The sequence below is a fragment of the Brevibacterium iodinum ATCC 49514 genome (assembly GCF_900169265.1).
Lineage (GTDB): Bacteria > Actinomycetota > Actinomycetes > Actinomycetales > Brevibacteriaceae > Brevibacterium > Brevibacterium iodinum.
This window is the reverse complement of the sequence record NZ_FXYX01000010.1, coordinates 1-15,887: the sequence shown is the minus strand read 5'-3', so window position 1 is coordinate 15,887 and position 15,887 is coordinate 1. Positions and strand designations below refer to the sequence as shown.

Below are 15,887 nucleotides of genomic sequence, written 5' to 3'. Positions count from 1 at the left end.
CCGGAAGCCGGGCGACGGCTCGCAGGCAGGCCGACGGTCTGCAGGCAGGTCGACGGTCTGCAGACCGGGATGGGAGGGCGGTCCGCACCGACAGGGTGCGGACCGCCCTCTCTTCCGCACTGGCGTACTTTACCAACCGGTTGGTAAAGTGAAGGTATGACGAATGATGGACGGACGCGGATTCTCAAGGCGGCGAAGGCTCTGGCCGAATCCCATGATTCGGTGCAGGGCGTGACGATCTCGCTGGGGTCGGTCGCGCAGCAGGCGGGTCTGACGAAGCCGGGACTGATGTATCACTTCCCGTCCAAGGAAGCCCTCATGCTCGGGCTCGTCGGCCACGCAGCCGAAGACTGGGCGCAGCGACTGCGCGCACACACCGGCCGCGCGAGTGAGGATCTGACGAGCTTCGAACGGTACCGCGCCTACGTCACCGTGGCCACCACCGCCGAGGTCTCCCGCGCTGACTACTGGATCTTCTCGGATGCGCTCTACCACCCGAAGCTGTCGCGGGCGTGGAGCGAGCACCTCGGCCCGTGGTTCGACACCGCCGGACTCGACCCACGCGCGGTGTCTCTGCTGACCGCGGCCCGGTTCTGCGCCGACGGTGCGTGGATGTCCGAAGCCACCGGAGTGTTCCCCTCCGATGATCTCGCGGCCGTGTGCCGACACGCCCTCGCGCTCATCGATGCCGCCGAGGCGACCAGCGATGCCGCTGAAGTGGCCGGCGCTCCGGCCGAAACAACCAGCGATGCCGCGGAGGGAACGTCGAATGTCACCGAAACGGAGGTGAGCGAATGAACTCGAAACGTCTGCTGCTGCTCGTCACAGCCATCCTCGCCGAGGTGGCCGCCACCCTGATGCTGCGCGCATCGGTGTCCGATCCCGTGTGGATTCCCGGTGTCGTCGTCCTCTACGCCACAGCCTTCTTCATTCTCGGCCTCACCCAGCGTCTGGGCATGCCGCTCGGTGCCGTCTACGCCACCTGGTCTGCCAGCGGGGTCGCGCTCGTCGCCGTGCTCGGCGTCGTGTTCTTCGGTGAGCTCCTGAGCATCGGCGCCATCATCGGGATCGCCCTCATCATCACCGGCGTCATCCTCGTCGAGTCCGGCACTCCCGAAGAGTCCGAGACCGTCGGTGCGGAGGTGACCGAATGAGCTGGCTGTGGTTGGCCCTGTCGATCCTCAGCGAAGTCGCCGGCACCCTGTGCCTGCGTGCAAGCGCCGGACTGCAGCGCAAGATCTGGTTCATCCCTGTGGCGATCAGCTACACCGCGGCCTTCTTCTTCCTCGGCCGCACCCTGGCTGAGGGGATGCCGCTCGGCGTCGCCTATGGTCTGTGGGCGGCCTGCGGAGTCGCCCTGGTCTGCTTGCTCTCCCGCGTGATCTGGAAGGATCCGCTCACACGGAAGGCGCTGCTGGGCATCGGCTTCATCACCGTCGGAGTCATCCTCGTCGAAATCGGCTGACCCGGCGATACGAGTCTGACACGTCCCCGACGAAGCCAATCCGAGAGGGCGCGGCACGATCAGCGGTTCGCCTGCTCGTGCTGAGAATTTATTGTGAAGCGTCAAGGAAGCTGTTATCGTCCGAAGACATGACCCCTCTCGGATTCGACGACCACCACCGCTGTGGATGGTCGACCCCGAATCGAGAGCGCCCAAGCTGCGGCTTCGCCAATGATTCCTGGGAACCCGTGGCCATCGGCTGGTGGGGCGGCGAGCCCTAGTCACTGATCGCCGATCCGCAGACCTCCTGCCTGATCGACGACCGCCGGCCGGTCGCATCACCTGATTTCCGACGAGTACCCGATGTGCGTTCACGCCATCGGGCCATGATGCGTTTGCCTCCGTGCACGGCACCGATCGATTACGGCAGTTTCCGCAACAATCGAAAGAGTGTGAACCGACACATGACAGATGACCCCACCCGTAACGATGAACAGGATCCGGGACCGGACCAGCAGCCCGCTGCCACCACCGAGGCGGCTCGCCGTGCACCTCGCGAACGGATCATGGCCGATGCCCGCAGGGTGCGGGACGATGCCAAACGCGTGGGGCGCGAGACCGGACGCAACCTCGGCCAGTTCGACTACCGCCGCCCGCGCGGCCCCGTGAAGGCCGATCTCGAAGATACGCACGGACATTATCCGCACGACACCCATCCCATCCTCGTGCCTGGAATCGCCATCGACGAACAGCGGCGCAAGTACTCGCTGGACAAGATCATCTTCGCCATCGCCGGCGGCCTCACCGTCGCCTTCGTCATCTGGGGGATCTCCAGTCCGTCCAGCGTCGCCAGCGTCGCTCAGGCGGCGTATGACTGGGCGACGCTCAACGTCGGATGGCTGTTCAACCTCGTCGCGATCATCATCCTCGTCTCCCTGCTCATCCTCGCGTTCTCCTCCTACGGCAAGATCCCCTTGGGCAAGGATGGGGAGAAGGCAGAATTCAGCACCTTCTCCTGGGTCGCTATGCTCTTCGCGGCGGGCATCGGCATCGGCGTCCTCTTCTTCGGGCCCTCCGAGCCCCTGACCTACTTCATCTCGCCGCCTCCGCTGACGAATGATCCGGAGACGACCGAGGCGCTCCACGGGTCGATGGCGCAGACCTATTTCCACTGGGGCTTCCACGCCTGGGCGATGTACGCGCTCGTCGGCGGTGCCATCGCCTATGCCGCCTATCGTCGCGGTCGTTCGCTGCTGCTGTCTTCGATCTTCCAGACTCTGTTCGGCAAACGCCAGACCGAGGGATTCGCCGGAAAGGTCGTCGACATCTTCGCGATCGTCGCCACTCTCTTCGGCACGGCCGCAGCCCTGGGCATCGCGGCCATGCAGATCGGCACCGGTGTCAGCATCGTCGCCGGTGCGGGACCGATGACGAACAATATGCTCGTCGTCATCATCCTCGTCCTCACCCTCGGCTTCATCATCTCCGCGGTCTCCGGCGTATCGCGCGGAATCCGCTACCTGTCGTCGATCAACATCGTGCTGACCGTCGGCATCGTCGCGCTCGTGCTGTTCCTCGGACCCACCCTCTACCTGCTCAACCTGCTGCCTTCGGCGTTCATGGAATATCTCGGTTCGATGTTCGACATGATGGGCCGGTCCCTGTCCTGGGGCGCCGAGACCCAGGAATTCCAGTCCCTGTGGACCGTCTACTACTGGGCGTGGTGGATCTCCTGGTCGCCGTTCGTCGGCACCTTCATCGCTCGCATCTCCCGCGGCCGTTCGATCCGCCAGTTCATCCTCGGCACGATCTTCATCCCCTCGACTCTGCTCTTCGTCGCCTACGGAATCATGGGCGGAACCTCGATCTGGATGTACAGGTCCGGAGCATCGGGCTTCACCGACAGCATGGAGGCCCCCGAAGTGTTCTTCACCCTCATCGACAATCTGCCCTATGTCGAATGGCTGCCGTTCGTCGTCATCATCGTCCTGGCGATCTTCTTCATCACCTCCGCGGACTCCGCCTCGGTGGTCATGGGCATGCTCACCAGCCGCGGCGATCAGGAGCCGAAGAAGTGGGTCGTCGTGTTCTGGGGTCTGGTGATGTCCGGAATCGCCGTGGTGATGCTCCTCCTCGGCGACGCCAGCGCACTCGAGGGACTCCAACAGCTCGTCATCGTCACCGCGGTGCCGTTTGCTCTCGTCATGCTCTTCATCATCGTCGCCTGGTTCAAGGAGCTGCGCACGGATCCGCTGGCCCTGCGCCGTCAGTACGCGCTCAACGCGGTCGACAACGCCGTGGTCGCTGGTGCCGATGCCTTCGGTGACGACTTCGCCCTGCAGGTCGTGCCCACCGACCCCGGTGACGGTGCGAACGGCGGAATCGACTCCGAGCACGGGGACTACACCGACTGGTACCAGCGCACGGACGAGAACGGTGATCCCGTCGGCTTCGACTACGAGACCGGCGAATGGGCCGACGGGTGGACAGCGGACGACGATTCCGCGAACCCCGCAGACTCCGCATCGACTGAGGAGTCCGCTGCCGCCGAGGTGGCAGCCGCCTCCCCGACCGATGCGGATTCCGGGACCGCCTCGGCGAGCGAATCCGACCCGGATTCAGCGACCGATTCCGAAGCAGACTCCGGCCCCGACAGCAGAGAGGACCGCTCATGATCGCCCCGAACATCATCGTCATCCAAGCCGATCAGATGGCCGCCCAGGCCCTGGGCGCCTATGGGGATGCGGCCGCGCTGACGCCGAACATGGATGCTCTGGCGGCCGACGGTGCCGTGTTCGACCGCGCGTACTGCAACACTCCGCTGTGCTCGCCGTCGCGGGCGTCGATGATGACCGGGCGGATGCCTTCGGACATCGATGTCCTCGACAACGGCGATGACTTCGCAGCCTCCGTGCCGACGTTCGCGCACCGACTGCGCAAGCTCGGGTACCACACTGCGCTGATCGGGCGGATGCACTTCATCGGCCCTGATCAGCACCATGGATTCGAGGAGCGGCTGACCACGGATGTGTACCCGGCCGACCTCGATATGGTCCCGGACTGGAAGCGTCCCCTGGAGCAGAAGCTGCAGTGGTACCACGAAGCCGATCCGGTGTTCACCGCCGGTGCCGCGACCGCGAACGTCCAGCAGGACTTCGACGACGAGGTGATCTTCAAGACCCTGCGCCACCTCAACGACCGCAAGCGCGCGAACCAGGCCGCCGGGTCCGATCAGCCGTTCCTCATGGTCACTTCGTTCATCCACCCGCACGACCCGTATGAGCCGCCGAAGGCCAACTGGGACCGATTCGCCGAGGTGGCCATCCCGGACCCAGCCCACCCCGAGGTTCCCGACCCGGCCGTGGATCCGCACAGCCACCGTCTGCGCACGATGTGCGGCTTCGATGAGCGCGAACCCGGAATCGAGGACGTGCGTCGGGCCCGCCGGGCCTACTATGCGGCCGTGAACTACATCGACGATCACGTCGGGGCGATTCGGCGCAAGCTCGAGGAGCTCGACCTGGCCGACAATACGGTCATCATCGTCACGAGCGACCACGGCGACATGTTGGGGGAGAAGGGGCTGTGGTTCAAGATGTCCCCCTACGAGCAGTCCTCCCGGGTGCCGCTCATCATCAACGGACCCGCCGAGGTCGTCACCCCCGGCCGGTATGCGAACCCCGTCAGCCTCGTCGACCTTGCGCCGACACTGGTGGAGATCGCCCAGGGACCGAAGCCGGAGGACGCGAAATCCAAGTTGGCGAAGCTTCTGCCGGTGCGTCGTGCGGACTCCGAGCCCGTCTCGGAGATCGAGGTAGGACTGGTCGGAACGTCCCTGCTGGAGACTGCGCGGCGGGAGAATGCCGGCGAACTCGGGTCTGAGAACCGGGATGTCGTCATCGAATACTTCGCCGAGGGCACGTACAAGCCGCAGGTCACTCTGGTCCGAGGCGATCTCAAACTCACGCTGTGCCCTGGGGATCCGGTGCTCCTGTTCGACCTCGCCAACGACCCGGACGAGCTGACCAACCGCGCCGAAGACCCGGCCTTCGCCAGAAGGCTGGAGAAGATGCGCGCCGAGCTCGAATCCCGCTACGACCTCGAGCACCTCGAGGAGCATGTGCTCGCGTCGCAACGCAGCCGTCAGCTCGTCGCCGATGCGCTCAAGGTCGGCCGGGTCCGCCATTGGGACTTCGATCCGGAGCCCGAGCACGGCTATGTGCGCGGTGACTTCTGGTCGGCGTTCCGCTTCGGCAAGATCCCAACCGCCGACTGACTCGTCGGCTTCTGCAGCGGATCGCGCTGCACTCGCTGGTTCAAAGTGTGGGCGTCCTGATTTCGATCAGGGCGCCCACACTTCTAACCCGCGGAAGCGGAATGCGGACTCCGCCGGGCGGCCCCGGCAGGTCGGCTGGGAGGGTGAGCCGCCTCGGCGAGAACAATTCATGTGGACTTAGGTGAGTTGCGGATCACATTCTCAGAAACCGGTGGCATCATTCGAGGTAGGAGGGATGCCATGACCATCTTTGAGTCGACATCTGAAGTTCCGCTCGGCGCGGAGACCACATTCGATTGGCATGCTCGGCCGGGAGCGCTGACCCGGCTCTCGCCTCACTGGGCGCAGGAGATCGTTGAAGAGAGCTATCCTCCGATCGCCCCGGGCTCGGTGGCGCAGGTGAAGACGAGCGTGCCCGGCACCTACGGTCTCGTGCGACGACCATTCAGCTCCGTGCACTCGGAGGGGCCGTCGCGTTTCTCCTTCGTCGATGAGCTGAAGAAGGGTCCGCTGAGCCAGTGGAAGCACACGCACGAGTTCACCTCGGTCGCCGGCGGGACGAAGATCGACGACCACATCGAATTCTCCATGGCTCCGCAGGGCTTCGACGTCATCGACCGGGGGCTCACTCACTACCTTGAGGCCACCTTCGACGCCCGCCGCAAGCGGATGCTCATGGACATCGACTTCCTCGAATCCACGAACGCGCCCCTGCTGACGCGGAAGAAGGGCAAGCACATCCTCATCGCCGGCGGCAGCGGAATGATCGGGCGCCAGGTCGCTGCCGTGTTCTCCACTGCCGGTCATTTCGTGCGGCTCCTCGTCCGCGAAACTCCGAAATTTGAGTACGAGGTGCACTGGAATCCGGATCTGGGAATCCTCAACCCACGGGATCTCGCATGGGCGGATGCGGTGGTCCACCTCGGCGGACGACCAATCGCCACTCGGTTCACCAAGCACGCGAAGGATGAGATCTGGTCGTCGCGCATCGACTCGACGAGGCTGCTCGTCGAAACGATGCGCGGTCTGCCCGAGGCGAAACGTCCGTCCGTCTTCGTCTGCGCCTCCGCGGTCGGCTATTACGGGGCGAAAGCAGACGAACCCGTCGACGAATCCGGACCGGCCGGTGAGGGATTCCTCGCCGAGGTATGCCAGAAATGGGAGGAGACTGCGGCCGGTGTCGAGGATGCCGGGATCAGACGAGTGTCGATTCGAACCGGAGTCGTCCTGAGCACCTTGGGTGGTCTGCTCAAACTGCAGGCGCCGCTGTTCCTCGCCGGCGCCGGCGGTCGCTTGGGCAGCGGGGAGCAGGCCTTGGCGTGGATCTCCCTGGACGATGTTGCACGGTCGTATGTGCACGCCGTCCTCTATGACTACGTGCGTGGGCCGGTCAATGCCGTTGCCCCGGAGCTCGTCACGCAGGCGGAATTCGCCGAGGCTCTCGCCGGTCACCTGCGCAGGCCCGCGTGGATCCCGACGCCCGGTTTCATCACGGAGATCATGCTCGGACGTGACGGGGCGAAGGAGCTCGCGTTGGCGGATCAGAGAGTGGTGCCGGAGAAGCTGCAGGAGACCGGATACCAGTTCGCCCACCCGACTTTGAGCGACTGCTTCGATGAGGAGCTCGGCGGCGGGGCGTGATACAGAAGTCCCCTCCGTTCGGCATGTGAGCCGAGCGGAGGGGACCGGTGTTTCTGCTGTTGCTATCTGTTTCTGCAGTGCTGGGTCAGAAGCGCTTCGAGGCGATCTCCGCACCTTCGGTCAGGGACTGCAGCTTCGCGACGGCGATGTCCGGGTGGACGCGGCCGCCCAGGCCGCAGTCGGTGGAGGCGACGACGTTCTCGGGTCCGACGAGCTTGGCGAACCGGCCGATGCGTTCGGCGACGAGCTCGGGATGCTCGACGACATTGGTCGAATGAGAGACGATTCCTGGGATGATGTACTTGCCCTCGGGCAGCTTCTTCTCTTCCCAGATCCGCCATTCGTGTTCGTGGCGGACGTTCGCGGCTTCGAAAGTGATGCCTGCGGCGTTGATCGAAAGCACCTGGTCGACGATCTCGACGAACGGCAGGTCGGTGACGTGCGGTCCGTGCCACGAGCCCCAACAGGTGTGCACGCGCACCTGCGCCGGGTCGATTCCGCGCAGCGCATGGTTGAGTGCATCGATGCGGACCTGGATGAACGCGCGGTAGTCATCGAAGGACGGTTCCGGGTTGATCTGGTCGAAGTTCTCCGCGAGGGACGGATCGTCGATCTGGACGGTCAGCCCCGCCTCGGTGATGGCGAGATATTCCTCCCGCAGCACATCGGCCCACGCCCAGATGAACTCCTCATCGCTTGAGTAGTACTCGTTGGCGATGCGGGAGGCCGAACCGGGCGACAGGGCGTTGATGTAGCCGGCGCGCTCGTCGTAGCCTGCGGCGGCCAGACCGGCCTTGAGGTTCGCGACATCGCGGTTGACCTGGTCCTGGCCGATGTAGCTGATCGGGCCGGTGGCCTTCGGGAACTGGGGCTGCTGCCCGGTGTCGGTTCCGGCCTTCGGGTCCGTGTAGACGTTCGGGAAGAGATTGCGGTCGCGACGGTCAGGCATGCTCGTGAGCACGATATTGCCCGGCGTCGAACGGTTCGCCGGGATCTCCCAGAGGTCGATGTCGTGGAGTTCGAGTCCGCCGGTGCGGGCGAACGAGTAGTGCCACCAGGCCCCGTAGTCGAACTCGGCGGCCATGGCGTGTCCGTATTCGCCGTCGTTGGGCAGCGAGATGCCCAGATTCTTCTGACGTTTGACGAGGTCGGTCACGCTGGCGGCGAGGAGCTCGTCGAATTCCTGCTCCTGTTCCTGCGACACGGACTCACCGGCCAGACGGGCGGTGTTCTGCGCCTGTTTGACCTTGTTGGCTTCGATGAGTTCGGGAGTGCGGGGTAAGGATCCCGCGTGGGATGTGCGAATCGTTGCCATGGTTGGCTCCTCTGGTTGATTGTGCGGTGTGGCCGCGACGGTTGTGCCGCAGCAGTCCCCTTCAGGCAATCACATTCGTGACTGCGCATGTGTGTTCGCTGTCATCTTGGGTCACGTATGTCGGCGGTCGAATCGTAGGGTAGGACCATGAGCTACGGACAGAGCAGTCACAGCAACGGCCCTTGGCAGAGTCAGCCGGCGGCAGGATCGCCGCCTTACCCGTCGGCCCCACCGCATGCACTGGCACCCCGCAAAGCGCAGGAATCGCAGCATCCCGGATGGCTCGCGCGCTCGCTGTTCTGGGCGGCCCTCATCATCGGCATGCTGCCCGTCCTGGTGCTGACGCCGCTGGCGACGACAGGTGGCACGAGCGCAGTTGTTCTCTTCAGTCTCGGATCGATCATCTGCGCATGTCTGCGGCTGGTTCTCGGCACTGCAGCCATCCTGCTGGTGAAGAACACCAGCTGGGCGCGGCGACTCATCGGTGCCGGAATCTTCTTCCTCGGATGCGCAGCCCTGCTGATCCTCACGCCCCTGACAGGGATCCTTCTCACTTCGGTCGGGACGGAAGACGGCAGCTCACTGCTCACCATGAACATCATCCAAGGCGTGCTCAATGCGTTCTTCCTGGCCACGGTATTCTGCGGGTGGAGCATCGCCCGCAATCGTCGGTGGTGGATCCTCGTCATCGCAGTCGTCATCGGTGCGATCCTCGCCGTCCTCAACATGACGGTTGCCAAACCACTGGCCGAAAACGCCACGACCGGCGTCATGATCGTAGTCCTCGTTCAAGCCGTGTGGCTTGCGCTCATCTTTGCGAGCCTCGGACTCTTCCACCTGCTCGCCCGTGCCAACGGCAGGACTGCCCCGGCGCCAGCACAGCCTGCTTACTGATCAGGTCGCTGCAGCTGGTCGAGATAGAGATCTAGGCTCGATTCGACGACGGACGGGGTGAAGCGTTCCGGATCGACGATTCCGTTCAGAGCGAGTCCGTCGGTGAAGGCGCGAAGAGCTGTACGGGCCGAGGCATCGCCGACCCGCCCGGTATAGACCTCGATGGTGTTGGCGCAGAGCCTGTCGAGTCCTTCGTTGATCGACCCCAGTGCCTGTCGTGCTGAAACCGATCGCGCGGTGATGCTGGAGGCCAACCAGACGTGTGCCTCGAGACGGCGATCGTCATCGAGTGGCAGAGCTTCGCACCAAGCTTCGCGAATTGCCAGACGTGGGTCCTCCGGCCATCTCTTCGCCGACAGTCGTTGCTGCTGCCGCCGACTGATGAGGGCTAGAGCATGCGCTGTCATCTCGTCTGCCAGAGGGAAATAGTGCCGCAGGGTCGAGGGCTGATACCCCGATTCGGCGGCGACTGCGCGAACCGACACGGCCTGGATCCCCTCGGTCGCGATGAGCCGTGCCACTGCCCACCCGATGTCGGCGCGGCGCTGGTCATGGTCCACGACTTTCGGCATCCTGTTCCTCCTCTCCTCCTCGAACTCTATTTTGGTACAGTCGAGCGAGAAAAGTATGTCACCGATTCAAATGGGTGTGTCGCTCGATGCTGTTGTTCATCATCGCCGGTGAAGTGCTGTTCTGGATCTTTCTGCTCGCCGGAGTATGCGCGAGGTATCTGCTGCACTGGAGAACGGTTTCGACGGTTCTCCTCGTATCCACCCCGCTCATCGACATCGTCATCATCGTCCTGACTTACATCGATCTGAACAGGGGAGCGGCATCGGACTTCAGCCACGGTATGGCCGCGTTCTACGTCGGCTTCTCCGTCGTCTTCGGTCCGGAGGCCATCGCCCGCGTCGACCGTCGGTTCGCCCGTCGCCATATGGATCTCAACGAAGCTGAACTGCCTGCCGTGCCGACCCGCACCAGTCTCGAGTACTGGCTGCGCTGCCTGACCGCTTCGACGATCTCCATCGCGCTGCTGGTCGTGGGGTTCGCGATCGCGGGCTTGGCTGATTCCTTCTGGCTGATCTATTGGGCGATCGTCGCCGTCTTCACTGCTCTCGCCTGGGGCGTAATCGGACCGCTGCGCGACCGCTGGCGCCGCAGCAAGCGCCAAGGTGAAAAGTCTGCCGACTCGCTTTCGTGACCGTCACGCCCACCGGGGCGATTCGGACACAGCGCGACAGCGAAACGGCCTCTCGGCCTCGAGAGGACCAACCGCAGCTGGTCTTGTCGAGGCCGAGAGGCCGTCTCATGTCAGTCCTCGCCGGTCGTGGCTCAGACCGCGGTTTCGGTCACCGCCGCGACGCTGCCGCCGAAGCGATCAGCCAGCGTACCCTCGTGGGACTGGCCGAGTTCGTCGAGTCCGATCGAGAAGTGGTCGACGACCTCGAGCGCAGGAGCTCCGTCACCGGCATCGGTCATGCCGATGCGCACGAACGGGAACCGGCGTGCCGTGCACATGTCCTTGAAGCGGACCTCTTCCGAGCGCGGCACGGCAACGATCGCGCGAGCCGTCGACTCGGAGAACAGTGCGGTGAACACGTCGACGCCGTCACGCTCGCAGACCTCGTCGAGCCAGATCCGGGCACCCATGCCATAGCGCAGCGACGATTCGACGAGCGCCTGCGACAGTCCGCCCTCTGACAGATCGTGCGCGGCATCGATCATGCCGTCGCGCGAGCAGTTGATGAGGATCTCGCCGAGTTCTTTCTCCGCCGCCGGCTTGTACTGCGGAGGAACCCCGCCGAGGTGGTCGGCCGTGACGTCGGCCCACGCCGATCCGTCGAGCTCCGCGTCGGTGGTGCCGAGCAGATAGATGGTCTGGCCCGGTTCCTGCCACCCACTCGGGGTGGCGCGGGTGACGTCGTCGAAGACACCGAGCACACCGACGACCGGAGTCGGGTGGATGGCCACTCCGCCGGTCTGGTTGTACAGGGACACATTGCCGCCGGTGACCGGGATTCCCATGTCCTGGCAAGCGTCGGCGAGGCCTTCGACGGCCTGCGCGAACTGCCACATGATCTCCGGATCCTCGGGCGATCCGAAGTTCAGGCAGTCGGTGACCGCACGCGGAATGGCACCTGAGGTCGAGACATTGCGGTAGGCCTCGGCCAGAGCCAACTGGGCACCGCGCGCCGGGTCGAGGAAGCTGTAGCGGCCGTTGGCGTCGGTGGCGATGGCCACGCCGAGACCGGACTCCTCGTCGACGCGGACGACACCGGCATCATCCGGGTATGCCAGTGCGGTATTGCCCTGGACGTACTTGTCGTACTGCGAGGTGATCCACGACTTCGAGGCGAGGTTCGGCGACCCCGAGAGCTGCAGCATCGTCGACCGCAGCTCATCATCGGACTCGGGTTTCGCCAAACCAGCGGCCTCAACGGTGTTCGCAGCCACCTCGGCGGTCCATGACGGTGCGGTGAACGGACGGTTGTACACGGGTCCGTCGTGGGCGACCGAGCGCGGGGGCACATCGACGATGACGTCGCCGTGCCATTCGATGACGAGACGATCGGAATCAGTGACCTCGCCGAGCACAGAGGTCTCGACCTCCCATTTGCCGACGATGCGCAAGAATTCGTCGAGGCGGTCGGGACGGACGACGGCCATCATCCGCTCCTGCGACTCCGACATGAGAATCTCCTCAGGGGTGAGGGTCTCATCGCGCAGCAGCACATCGTCGAGCGCGATGTGCATTCCGCCGTCACCGTTGGAGGCCAGTTCCGAGGTCGCACAGGAGATGCCTGCAGCGCCGAGGTCCTGAATGCCTTCGACGACTCCGGCGTCGAAGAGCTCGAGGCAGCATTCGATGAGCACCTTCTCGGCGAACGGGTCGCCGACCTGCACGGCGGGGCGCTTCGAGGGTTTCGAATCGTCGAAGGACTCGGAAGCGAGGATCGAAGCCCCGCCGATGCCGTCGCCACCGGTGCGCGCACCGAAGAGCACGACCTTGTTGCCCAGTCCCGAGGCGTTGGCCAGACGAATGTCCTCATGCCGCATGACACCCACGGCCAGGGCGTTGACCAGCGGATTTCCCTGATAGACGGAATCGAAGACGGTCTCGCCGCCGATGTTCGGCAGGCCCAGGGAATTGCCGTAGTTGCTGATGCCGGCGACCACGCCGTGGACGACGCGGGCGGTGTCCGGATGGTCGATGGCTCCGAACCGCAGCTGATCCATCACGGCGACCGGGCGCGCACCCATGGAGATGATGTCGCGCACGATGCCGCCGACTCCCGTGGCCGCACCCTGGTGGGGTTCGACGTAGCTGGGGTGGTTGTGCGATTCGACCTTGAAGGTCACCGCCCAGCCGTTCCCGATGTCGACGACGCCGGCGTTCTCGCCGATGCCCACGAGCAGGTGCTTCTTCATGTCCTCGGTGACCTTGTCACCGAACTTGGACAGGTGGACCTTCGAGGACTTGTACGAGCAGTGCTCGGACCACATCACCGAATACATGGCCAATTCCGCCGAGGTGGGGCGACGTCCGAGGATCGCCTTGATCTTCTCGTATTCGTCGGCCGTGAGACCGAGATCGGCGAAAGGCTGCTCGACGTCGGGGTTCGCCGCTGCGAACTCGACCGTCTCCTTGACCTTCTTCGATGCATTCTGCGGGGAATCGACCTGCGTGGAATCCGCAGAGCTGAGGTTAGACGTCATGTCCTCTTCGGGGCCCTTTCATACGACACGGCACTCACGGCCAATCTTAGCCGTGTCCTCACCGCGGGGGCGAAGCGCGTCCACGGGCGGACCGCCTCGGTGAGTGCTGGGCGAGCGTTCCGGTGGGCCGCCTCGGCGAATGGCGCGACCTCGGCCCGTCGGATGATGGGGCTCGGCACGGTGGGCCGCCTCGGTGAGGTCGCTGGCGTGCGCCGTCTTAGAATGGGGGATATGGCAACCCCGAAAATCGTCCTGTTCTACGTCTTCACCCCGCTGCCCGATCCCGAAGCGGTCAAGCTGTGGCAGCACACCCTGGCCGAGAGTCTCGGGCTCAAGGGGCGGATCATCGTGTCGAAGGACGGGATCAACGCCACAGTCGGCGGGGACATCTTCGGGGTGAAGCAGTACGTGCGGGCAACGAAGTCCTACGCCCCGTTCAAAGGCGCGGACATCAAATGGTCGAACGGTCAGGGCGATGACTTCCCGCGACTGAGCGTGAAGGTCCGCGAGGAACTCGTCACCTTCGGCACTCCTGATGAGGTCACGGTCACCGAAGACGGAGTCCAAGGCGGCGGCCAGCATCTCAAGCCCGGAGCCCTGCACAAACTCCTCGACGAACGCGGCGAAGAGGTCGTCTTCTTCGACGGCCGCAATGCGATGGAGGCGCAGATCGGGAAGTTCCGGGACGCGATCGTTCCCGACACCGACACCACGCGTGACTTCATCGCCGAGATCGAATCCGGCAAATACGACGACCTCAAGGACAAGCCCGTCGTCACCTACTGCACCGGCGGAATCCGCTGCGAGGTCCTGTCCGTGCTCATGAAGAACCGCGGGTTCGAAGAGGTCTATCAGCTCGACGGCGGCATCGTCCGCTACGGCGAGACCTTCGGCAGCTCCGGCTACTGGGACGGTTCGCTGTACGTCTTCGACAAGCGCATGCACGTCGAGTTCGGTGACAATGTCGAATCCATCGGGCATTGCGTGTCCTGCGACAGGAAGACGCCGGAGTTCGTCAACTGTGCGAACCTCGAGTGCCGCAGACAGTACCTGCGGTGCGCCGATTGCACGGACAGGGGTCTGCAGCCCTATTGCGCCGACTGCGTCGAGCAGGGAATCTCCGCCGAGGCGTCCGTCGGCTGAGCGTGTGATCCTGCCGTTCCTCGGAAACCGGGGAGGCGTTTTCCGGAGACGGGGGAGAGCAGTACCTGCACTTCAGCGCAGCAGGTGCTTCGTCGCCGCCTCGATGTCGGTCCACTTGAAGTCGAACCCGGCCGCTTCGAGTCGTGCCGGCAGCACCCACCGACTCTTGAGCACGAGTTCCGACTCCTGACGCAGGACGGTCATCCCGATCTCGAGCAGCCACCTAGGTGCAGGAATCCCCACGGGCATACGCACTGCCTTGCGCAGCGCTTTCATCAGTGAGCGATTGTCCGCGACCTGTGGGTTCGAGACGTTGATCGGACCACTGAGCTCGTCATGTTCGTCGATGAACCGGATTGCCCGAAGCACGTCGTCGATATGGACCCAGCTGAACCGCTGTCGTCCGTGAGTCGGCGGGTGCCCTCGCCAGACCGTCGGCCCGGAAGCCGCCGGGCCGATCCCGCGATAGCGCCGGTGCGGGAACCAGCGCCCTTCATGCTGAGCTCCTCCCGCGCCGAGTCTGGCTGCGGTGGCCAACATGTTCAACGCCGCGCCGTCACCGAGGACGATCGCCATCCGCAGCGCGACTCGTCTGGTCGCGGGCAGGTCCCCGGCGAAGAACTCCTTCTCCCAGGCTTTGGCGATGTCGACTGAGAACCCTTCGCCGATGTCGCCGTTCTCCTCGGTCTGCGGTCGGTCCATCGCATGACGGTAGATGGTGGCCGTGCTCGAGTTGATCCACAGACGCGGCGGCACCGAGGCGGCTGCCACTGCCGTATTGAGAGCGCGGGTCGTATCGACTCGGGAATCCCAGATGGCCTGTCGATTGGCATCCGTGTACCGACATCCGACGCTGCGGCCGGCGAGGTTGATGAGCAGGTCGGTACCGTCGATGAGTTCGGCGATTCGGTCGGGACGGTCCCAGGTGGCGTCGGCGGAGACTGGGGAGCGGCCGATCGTCCGCGTCGCGTACCCCCAAGCGCTGAGCGCATCGAGCACCTCTCCGCCGAGGAACCCCGATGCTCCGGCGACGACGGCGATCGGGGCCTGGGCGCGTCTCAGCGATGTGTCTGTGGGTTCCGTGCTCATACTCAGGACGTTAGCACCCCGCACTGGCGGGGCTGTTGATGCGGCACGGAGGGCTGTGTGGTGGGTGTCACGTGGAGAAAGTCGGTTTTGGATTTGCACGGTGTGGATGGGGTGGTCTAGAGTTATATCTCGTTGCCCCGCCGGAAACACGGTCACTGAGACAAAGTTTCCACCGGGTCTGACCAGGACAAACACGGTTTGATCCAAGGGTCAGGGCACCGGGTGGGTAACACAAAATGAAACTGATACCCCCAGTGAACATGCTGCGTATTTGTGTGGTGTGGTGATGGGTGTGTGTTTGTGGTTTGAGAATCCAATAGCGTGTTTGTTTGAACAAGTTGTGATGCCAGAACATTTTATTTTCT

The 15,887-nt window shown here is 64.2% G+C and carries 13 protein-coding genes; 9 read left to right on the top strand and 4 right to left on the bottom strand.

What is annotated here, in order from left to right; all coding sequences use genetic code 11:
- Positions 1–156: 156 nt before the first annotated feature.
- The 6 genes from BI49514_RS08570 (at position 157) to BI49514_RS08545 (ending at position 7,361) form a co-directional block, all read left to right on the top strand.
- On the top strand, positions 157–798 hold the full coding sequence (locus BI49514_RS08570) for a TetR/AcrR family transcriptional regulator (protein ID WP_101546091.1): 642 nt from the start codon (positions 157–159) through the stop codon (positions 796–798).
- Positions 795–1,154, top strand: coding sequence for a DMT family transporter (locus tag BI49514_RS08565; protein ID WP_101546090.1), 360 nt, complete (start codon positions 795–797; stop codon positions 1,152–1,154). Before BI49514_RS08570 ends, BI49514_RS08565 begins: the two co-directional genes overlap by 4 nt.
- Complete coding sequence (locus BI49514_RS08560; RefSeq protein ID WP_062239032.1) at positions 1,151–1,465, top strand: DMT family transporter; 315 nt, start codon at positions 1,151–1,153, stop codon at positions 1,463–1,465. The genes BI49514_RS08565 and BI49514_RS08560 overlap by 4 nt, the downstream gene beginning before the upstream one ends.
- 443 nt (positions 1,466–1,908) lie before the next feature.
- Positions 1,909–4,119: a BCCT family transporter gene (locus BI49514_RS08555; RefSeq protein ID WP_208634966.1), complete on the top strand. Its 2,211-nt coding sequence runs from the start codon at positions 1,909–1,911 to the stop codon at positions 4,117–4,119.
- Positions 4,116–5,720, top strand: a complete 1,605-nt coding sequence (betC, locus tag BI49514_RS08550; RefSeq protein ID WP_101546088.1) for a choline-sulfatase — start codon at positions 4,116–4,118, stop codon at positions 5,718–5,720. Before BI49514_RS08555 ends, betC begins: the two co-directional genes overlap by 4 nt.
- 240 nt (positions 5,721–5,960) lie before the next feature.
- Positions 5,961–7,361 carry a TIGR01777 family oxidoreductase gene (locus BI49514_RS08545; protein ID WP_101546086.1) on the top strand — a complete coding sequence of 467 codons (1,401 nt, stop codon included), beginning with the start codon at positions 5,961–5,963 and terminating at the stop codon, positions 7,359–7,361.
- An 85-nt stretch (positions 7,362–7,446) separates the two neighbouring features.
- Here the strand turns inward: BI49514_RS08545 and BI49514_RS08540 are convergent, their stop codons facing one another.
- A complete protein-coding gene (locus BI49514_RS08540) occupies positions 7,447–8,676 on the bottom strand; it encodes a cobalamin-independent methionine synthase II family protein (RefSeq protein ID WP_101546084.1) in 1,230 nt (409 codons plus the stop codon).
- Positions 8,677–8,823: 147 nt separating this feature from the next.
- Between BI49514_RS08540 and BI49514_RS08535 the strand changes: the two genes are divergently transcribed.
- Positions 8,824–9,570, top strand: coding sequence for a hypothetical protein (locus BI49514_RS08535; protein ID WP_101546082.1), 747 nt, complete (start codon positions 8,824–8,826; stop codon positions 9,568–9,570).
- On the opposite strand, the gene BI49514_RS08530 is transcribed toward BI49514_RS08535, so the two are convergent.
- A complete protein-coding gene (locus BI49514_RS08530) occupies positions 9,564–10,142 on the bottom strand; it encodes a TetR/AcrR family transcriptional regulator (protein WP_101546080.1) in 579 nt (192 codons plus the stop codon). The two genes, BI49514_RS08535 and BI49514_RS08530, sit on opposite strands and share 7 nt — an antisense overlap.
- Before the next feature lie 86 nt (positions 10,143–10,228).
- Between BI49514_RS08530 and BI49514_RS08525 the strand changes: the two genes are divergently transcribed.
- Entirely contained in the window at positions 10,229–10,774 is a 546-nt protein-coding gene (locus BI49514_RS08525) for a hypothetical protein (protein WP_101546078.1), read from the top strand.
- Positions 10,775–10,905: 131 nt separating this feature from the next.
- Here the strand turns inward: BI49514_RS08525 and purL are convergent, their stop codons facing one another.
- Entirely contained in the window at positions 10,906–13,290 is a 2,385-nt protein-coding gene (purL, locus tag BI49514_RS08520; RefSeq protein ID WP_101546076.1) for a phosphoribosylformylglycinamidine synthase subunit PurL, read from the bottom strand.
- A gap of 231 nt (positions 13,291–13,521) precedes the next feature.
- On the opposite strand from purL, the gene trhO reads away from it, so the two are divergent.
- Positions 13,522–14,433 (top strand): oxygen-dependent tRNA uridine(34) hydroxylase TrhO, encoded by a 912-nt coding sequence (trhO, locus tag BI49514_RS08515; protein ID WP_101546074.1) that lies wholly within the window; start codon positions 13,522–13,524, stop codon positions 14,431–14,433.
- Between the two features lie 72 nt (positions 14,434–14,505).
- Here the strand turns inward: trhO and BI49514_RS08510 are convergent, their stop codons facing one another.
- Entirely contained in the window at positions 14,506–15,522 is a 1,017-nt protein-coding gene (locus BI49514_RS08510; RefSeq protein ID WP_101546072.1) for an epimerase, read from the bottom strand.
- Between the last annotated feature and the right edge of the window lie 365 nt (positions 15,523–15,887).

Excerpts from the sequence above, each read along its gene's own strand:
- BI49514_RS08570 (WP_101546091.1), top strand. The coding sequence starts at position 157 with ATGACGAATGATGGACGGACGCGGATTCTCAAGGCGGCGAAGGCTCTG.
- BI49514_RS08565 (WP_101546090.1), top strand. The coding sequence starts at position 795 with ATGAACTCGAAACGTCTGCTGCTGCTCGTCACAGCCATCCTCGCCGAG.
- BI49514_RS08560 (WP_062239032.1), top strand. The coding sequence starts at position 1,151 with ATGAGCTGGCTGTGGTTGGCCCTGTCGATCCTCAGCGAAGTCGCCGGC.
- BI49514_RS08555 (WP_208634966.1), top strand. The coding sequence starts at position 1,909 with ATGACAGATGACCCCACCCGTAACGATGAACAGGATCCGGGACCGGAC.
- betC (WP_101546088.1), top strand. The coding sequence starts at position 4,116 with ATGATCGCCCCGAACATCATCGTCATCCAAGCCGATCAGATGGCCGCC.
- BI49514_RS08545 (WP_101546086.1), top strand. The coding sequence starts at position 5,961 with ATGACCATCTTTGAGTCGACATCTGAAGTTCCGCTCGGCGCGGAGACC.
- BI49514_RS08540 (WP_101546084.1), bottom strand. The coding sequence starts at position 8,676 with ATGGCAACGATTCGCACATCCCACGCGGGATCCTTACCCCGCACTCCC.
- BI49514_RS08535 (WP_101546082.1), top strand. The coding sequence starts at position 8,824 with ATGAGCTACGGACAGAGCAGTCACAGCAACGGCCCTTGGCAGAGTCAG.
- BI49514_RS08530 (WP_101546080.1), bottom strand. The coding sequence starts at position 10,142 with ATGCCGAAAGTCGTGGACCATGACCAGCGCCGCGCCGACATCGGGTGG.
- BI49514_RS08525 (WP_101546078.1), top strand. The coding sequence starts at position 10,229 with ATGCTGTTGTTCATCATCGCCGGTGAAGTGCTGTTCTGGATCTTTCTG.
- purL (WP_101546076.1), bottom strand. The coding sequence starts at position 13,290 with ATGACGTCTAACCTCAGCTCTGCGGATTCCACGCAGGTCGATTCCCCG.
- trhO (WP_101546074.1), top strand. The coding sequence starts at position 13,522 with ATGGCAACCCCGAAAATCGTCCTGTTCTACGTCTTCACCCCGCTGCCC.
- BI49514_RS08510 (WP_101546072.1), bottom strand. The coding sequence starts at position 15,522 with ATGAGCACGGAACCCACAGACACATCGCTGAGACGCGCCCAGGCCCCG.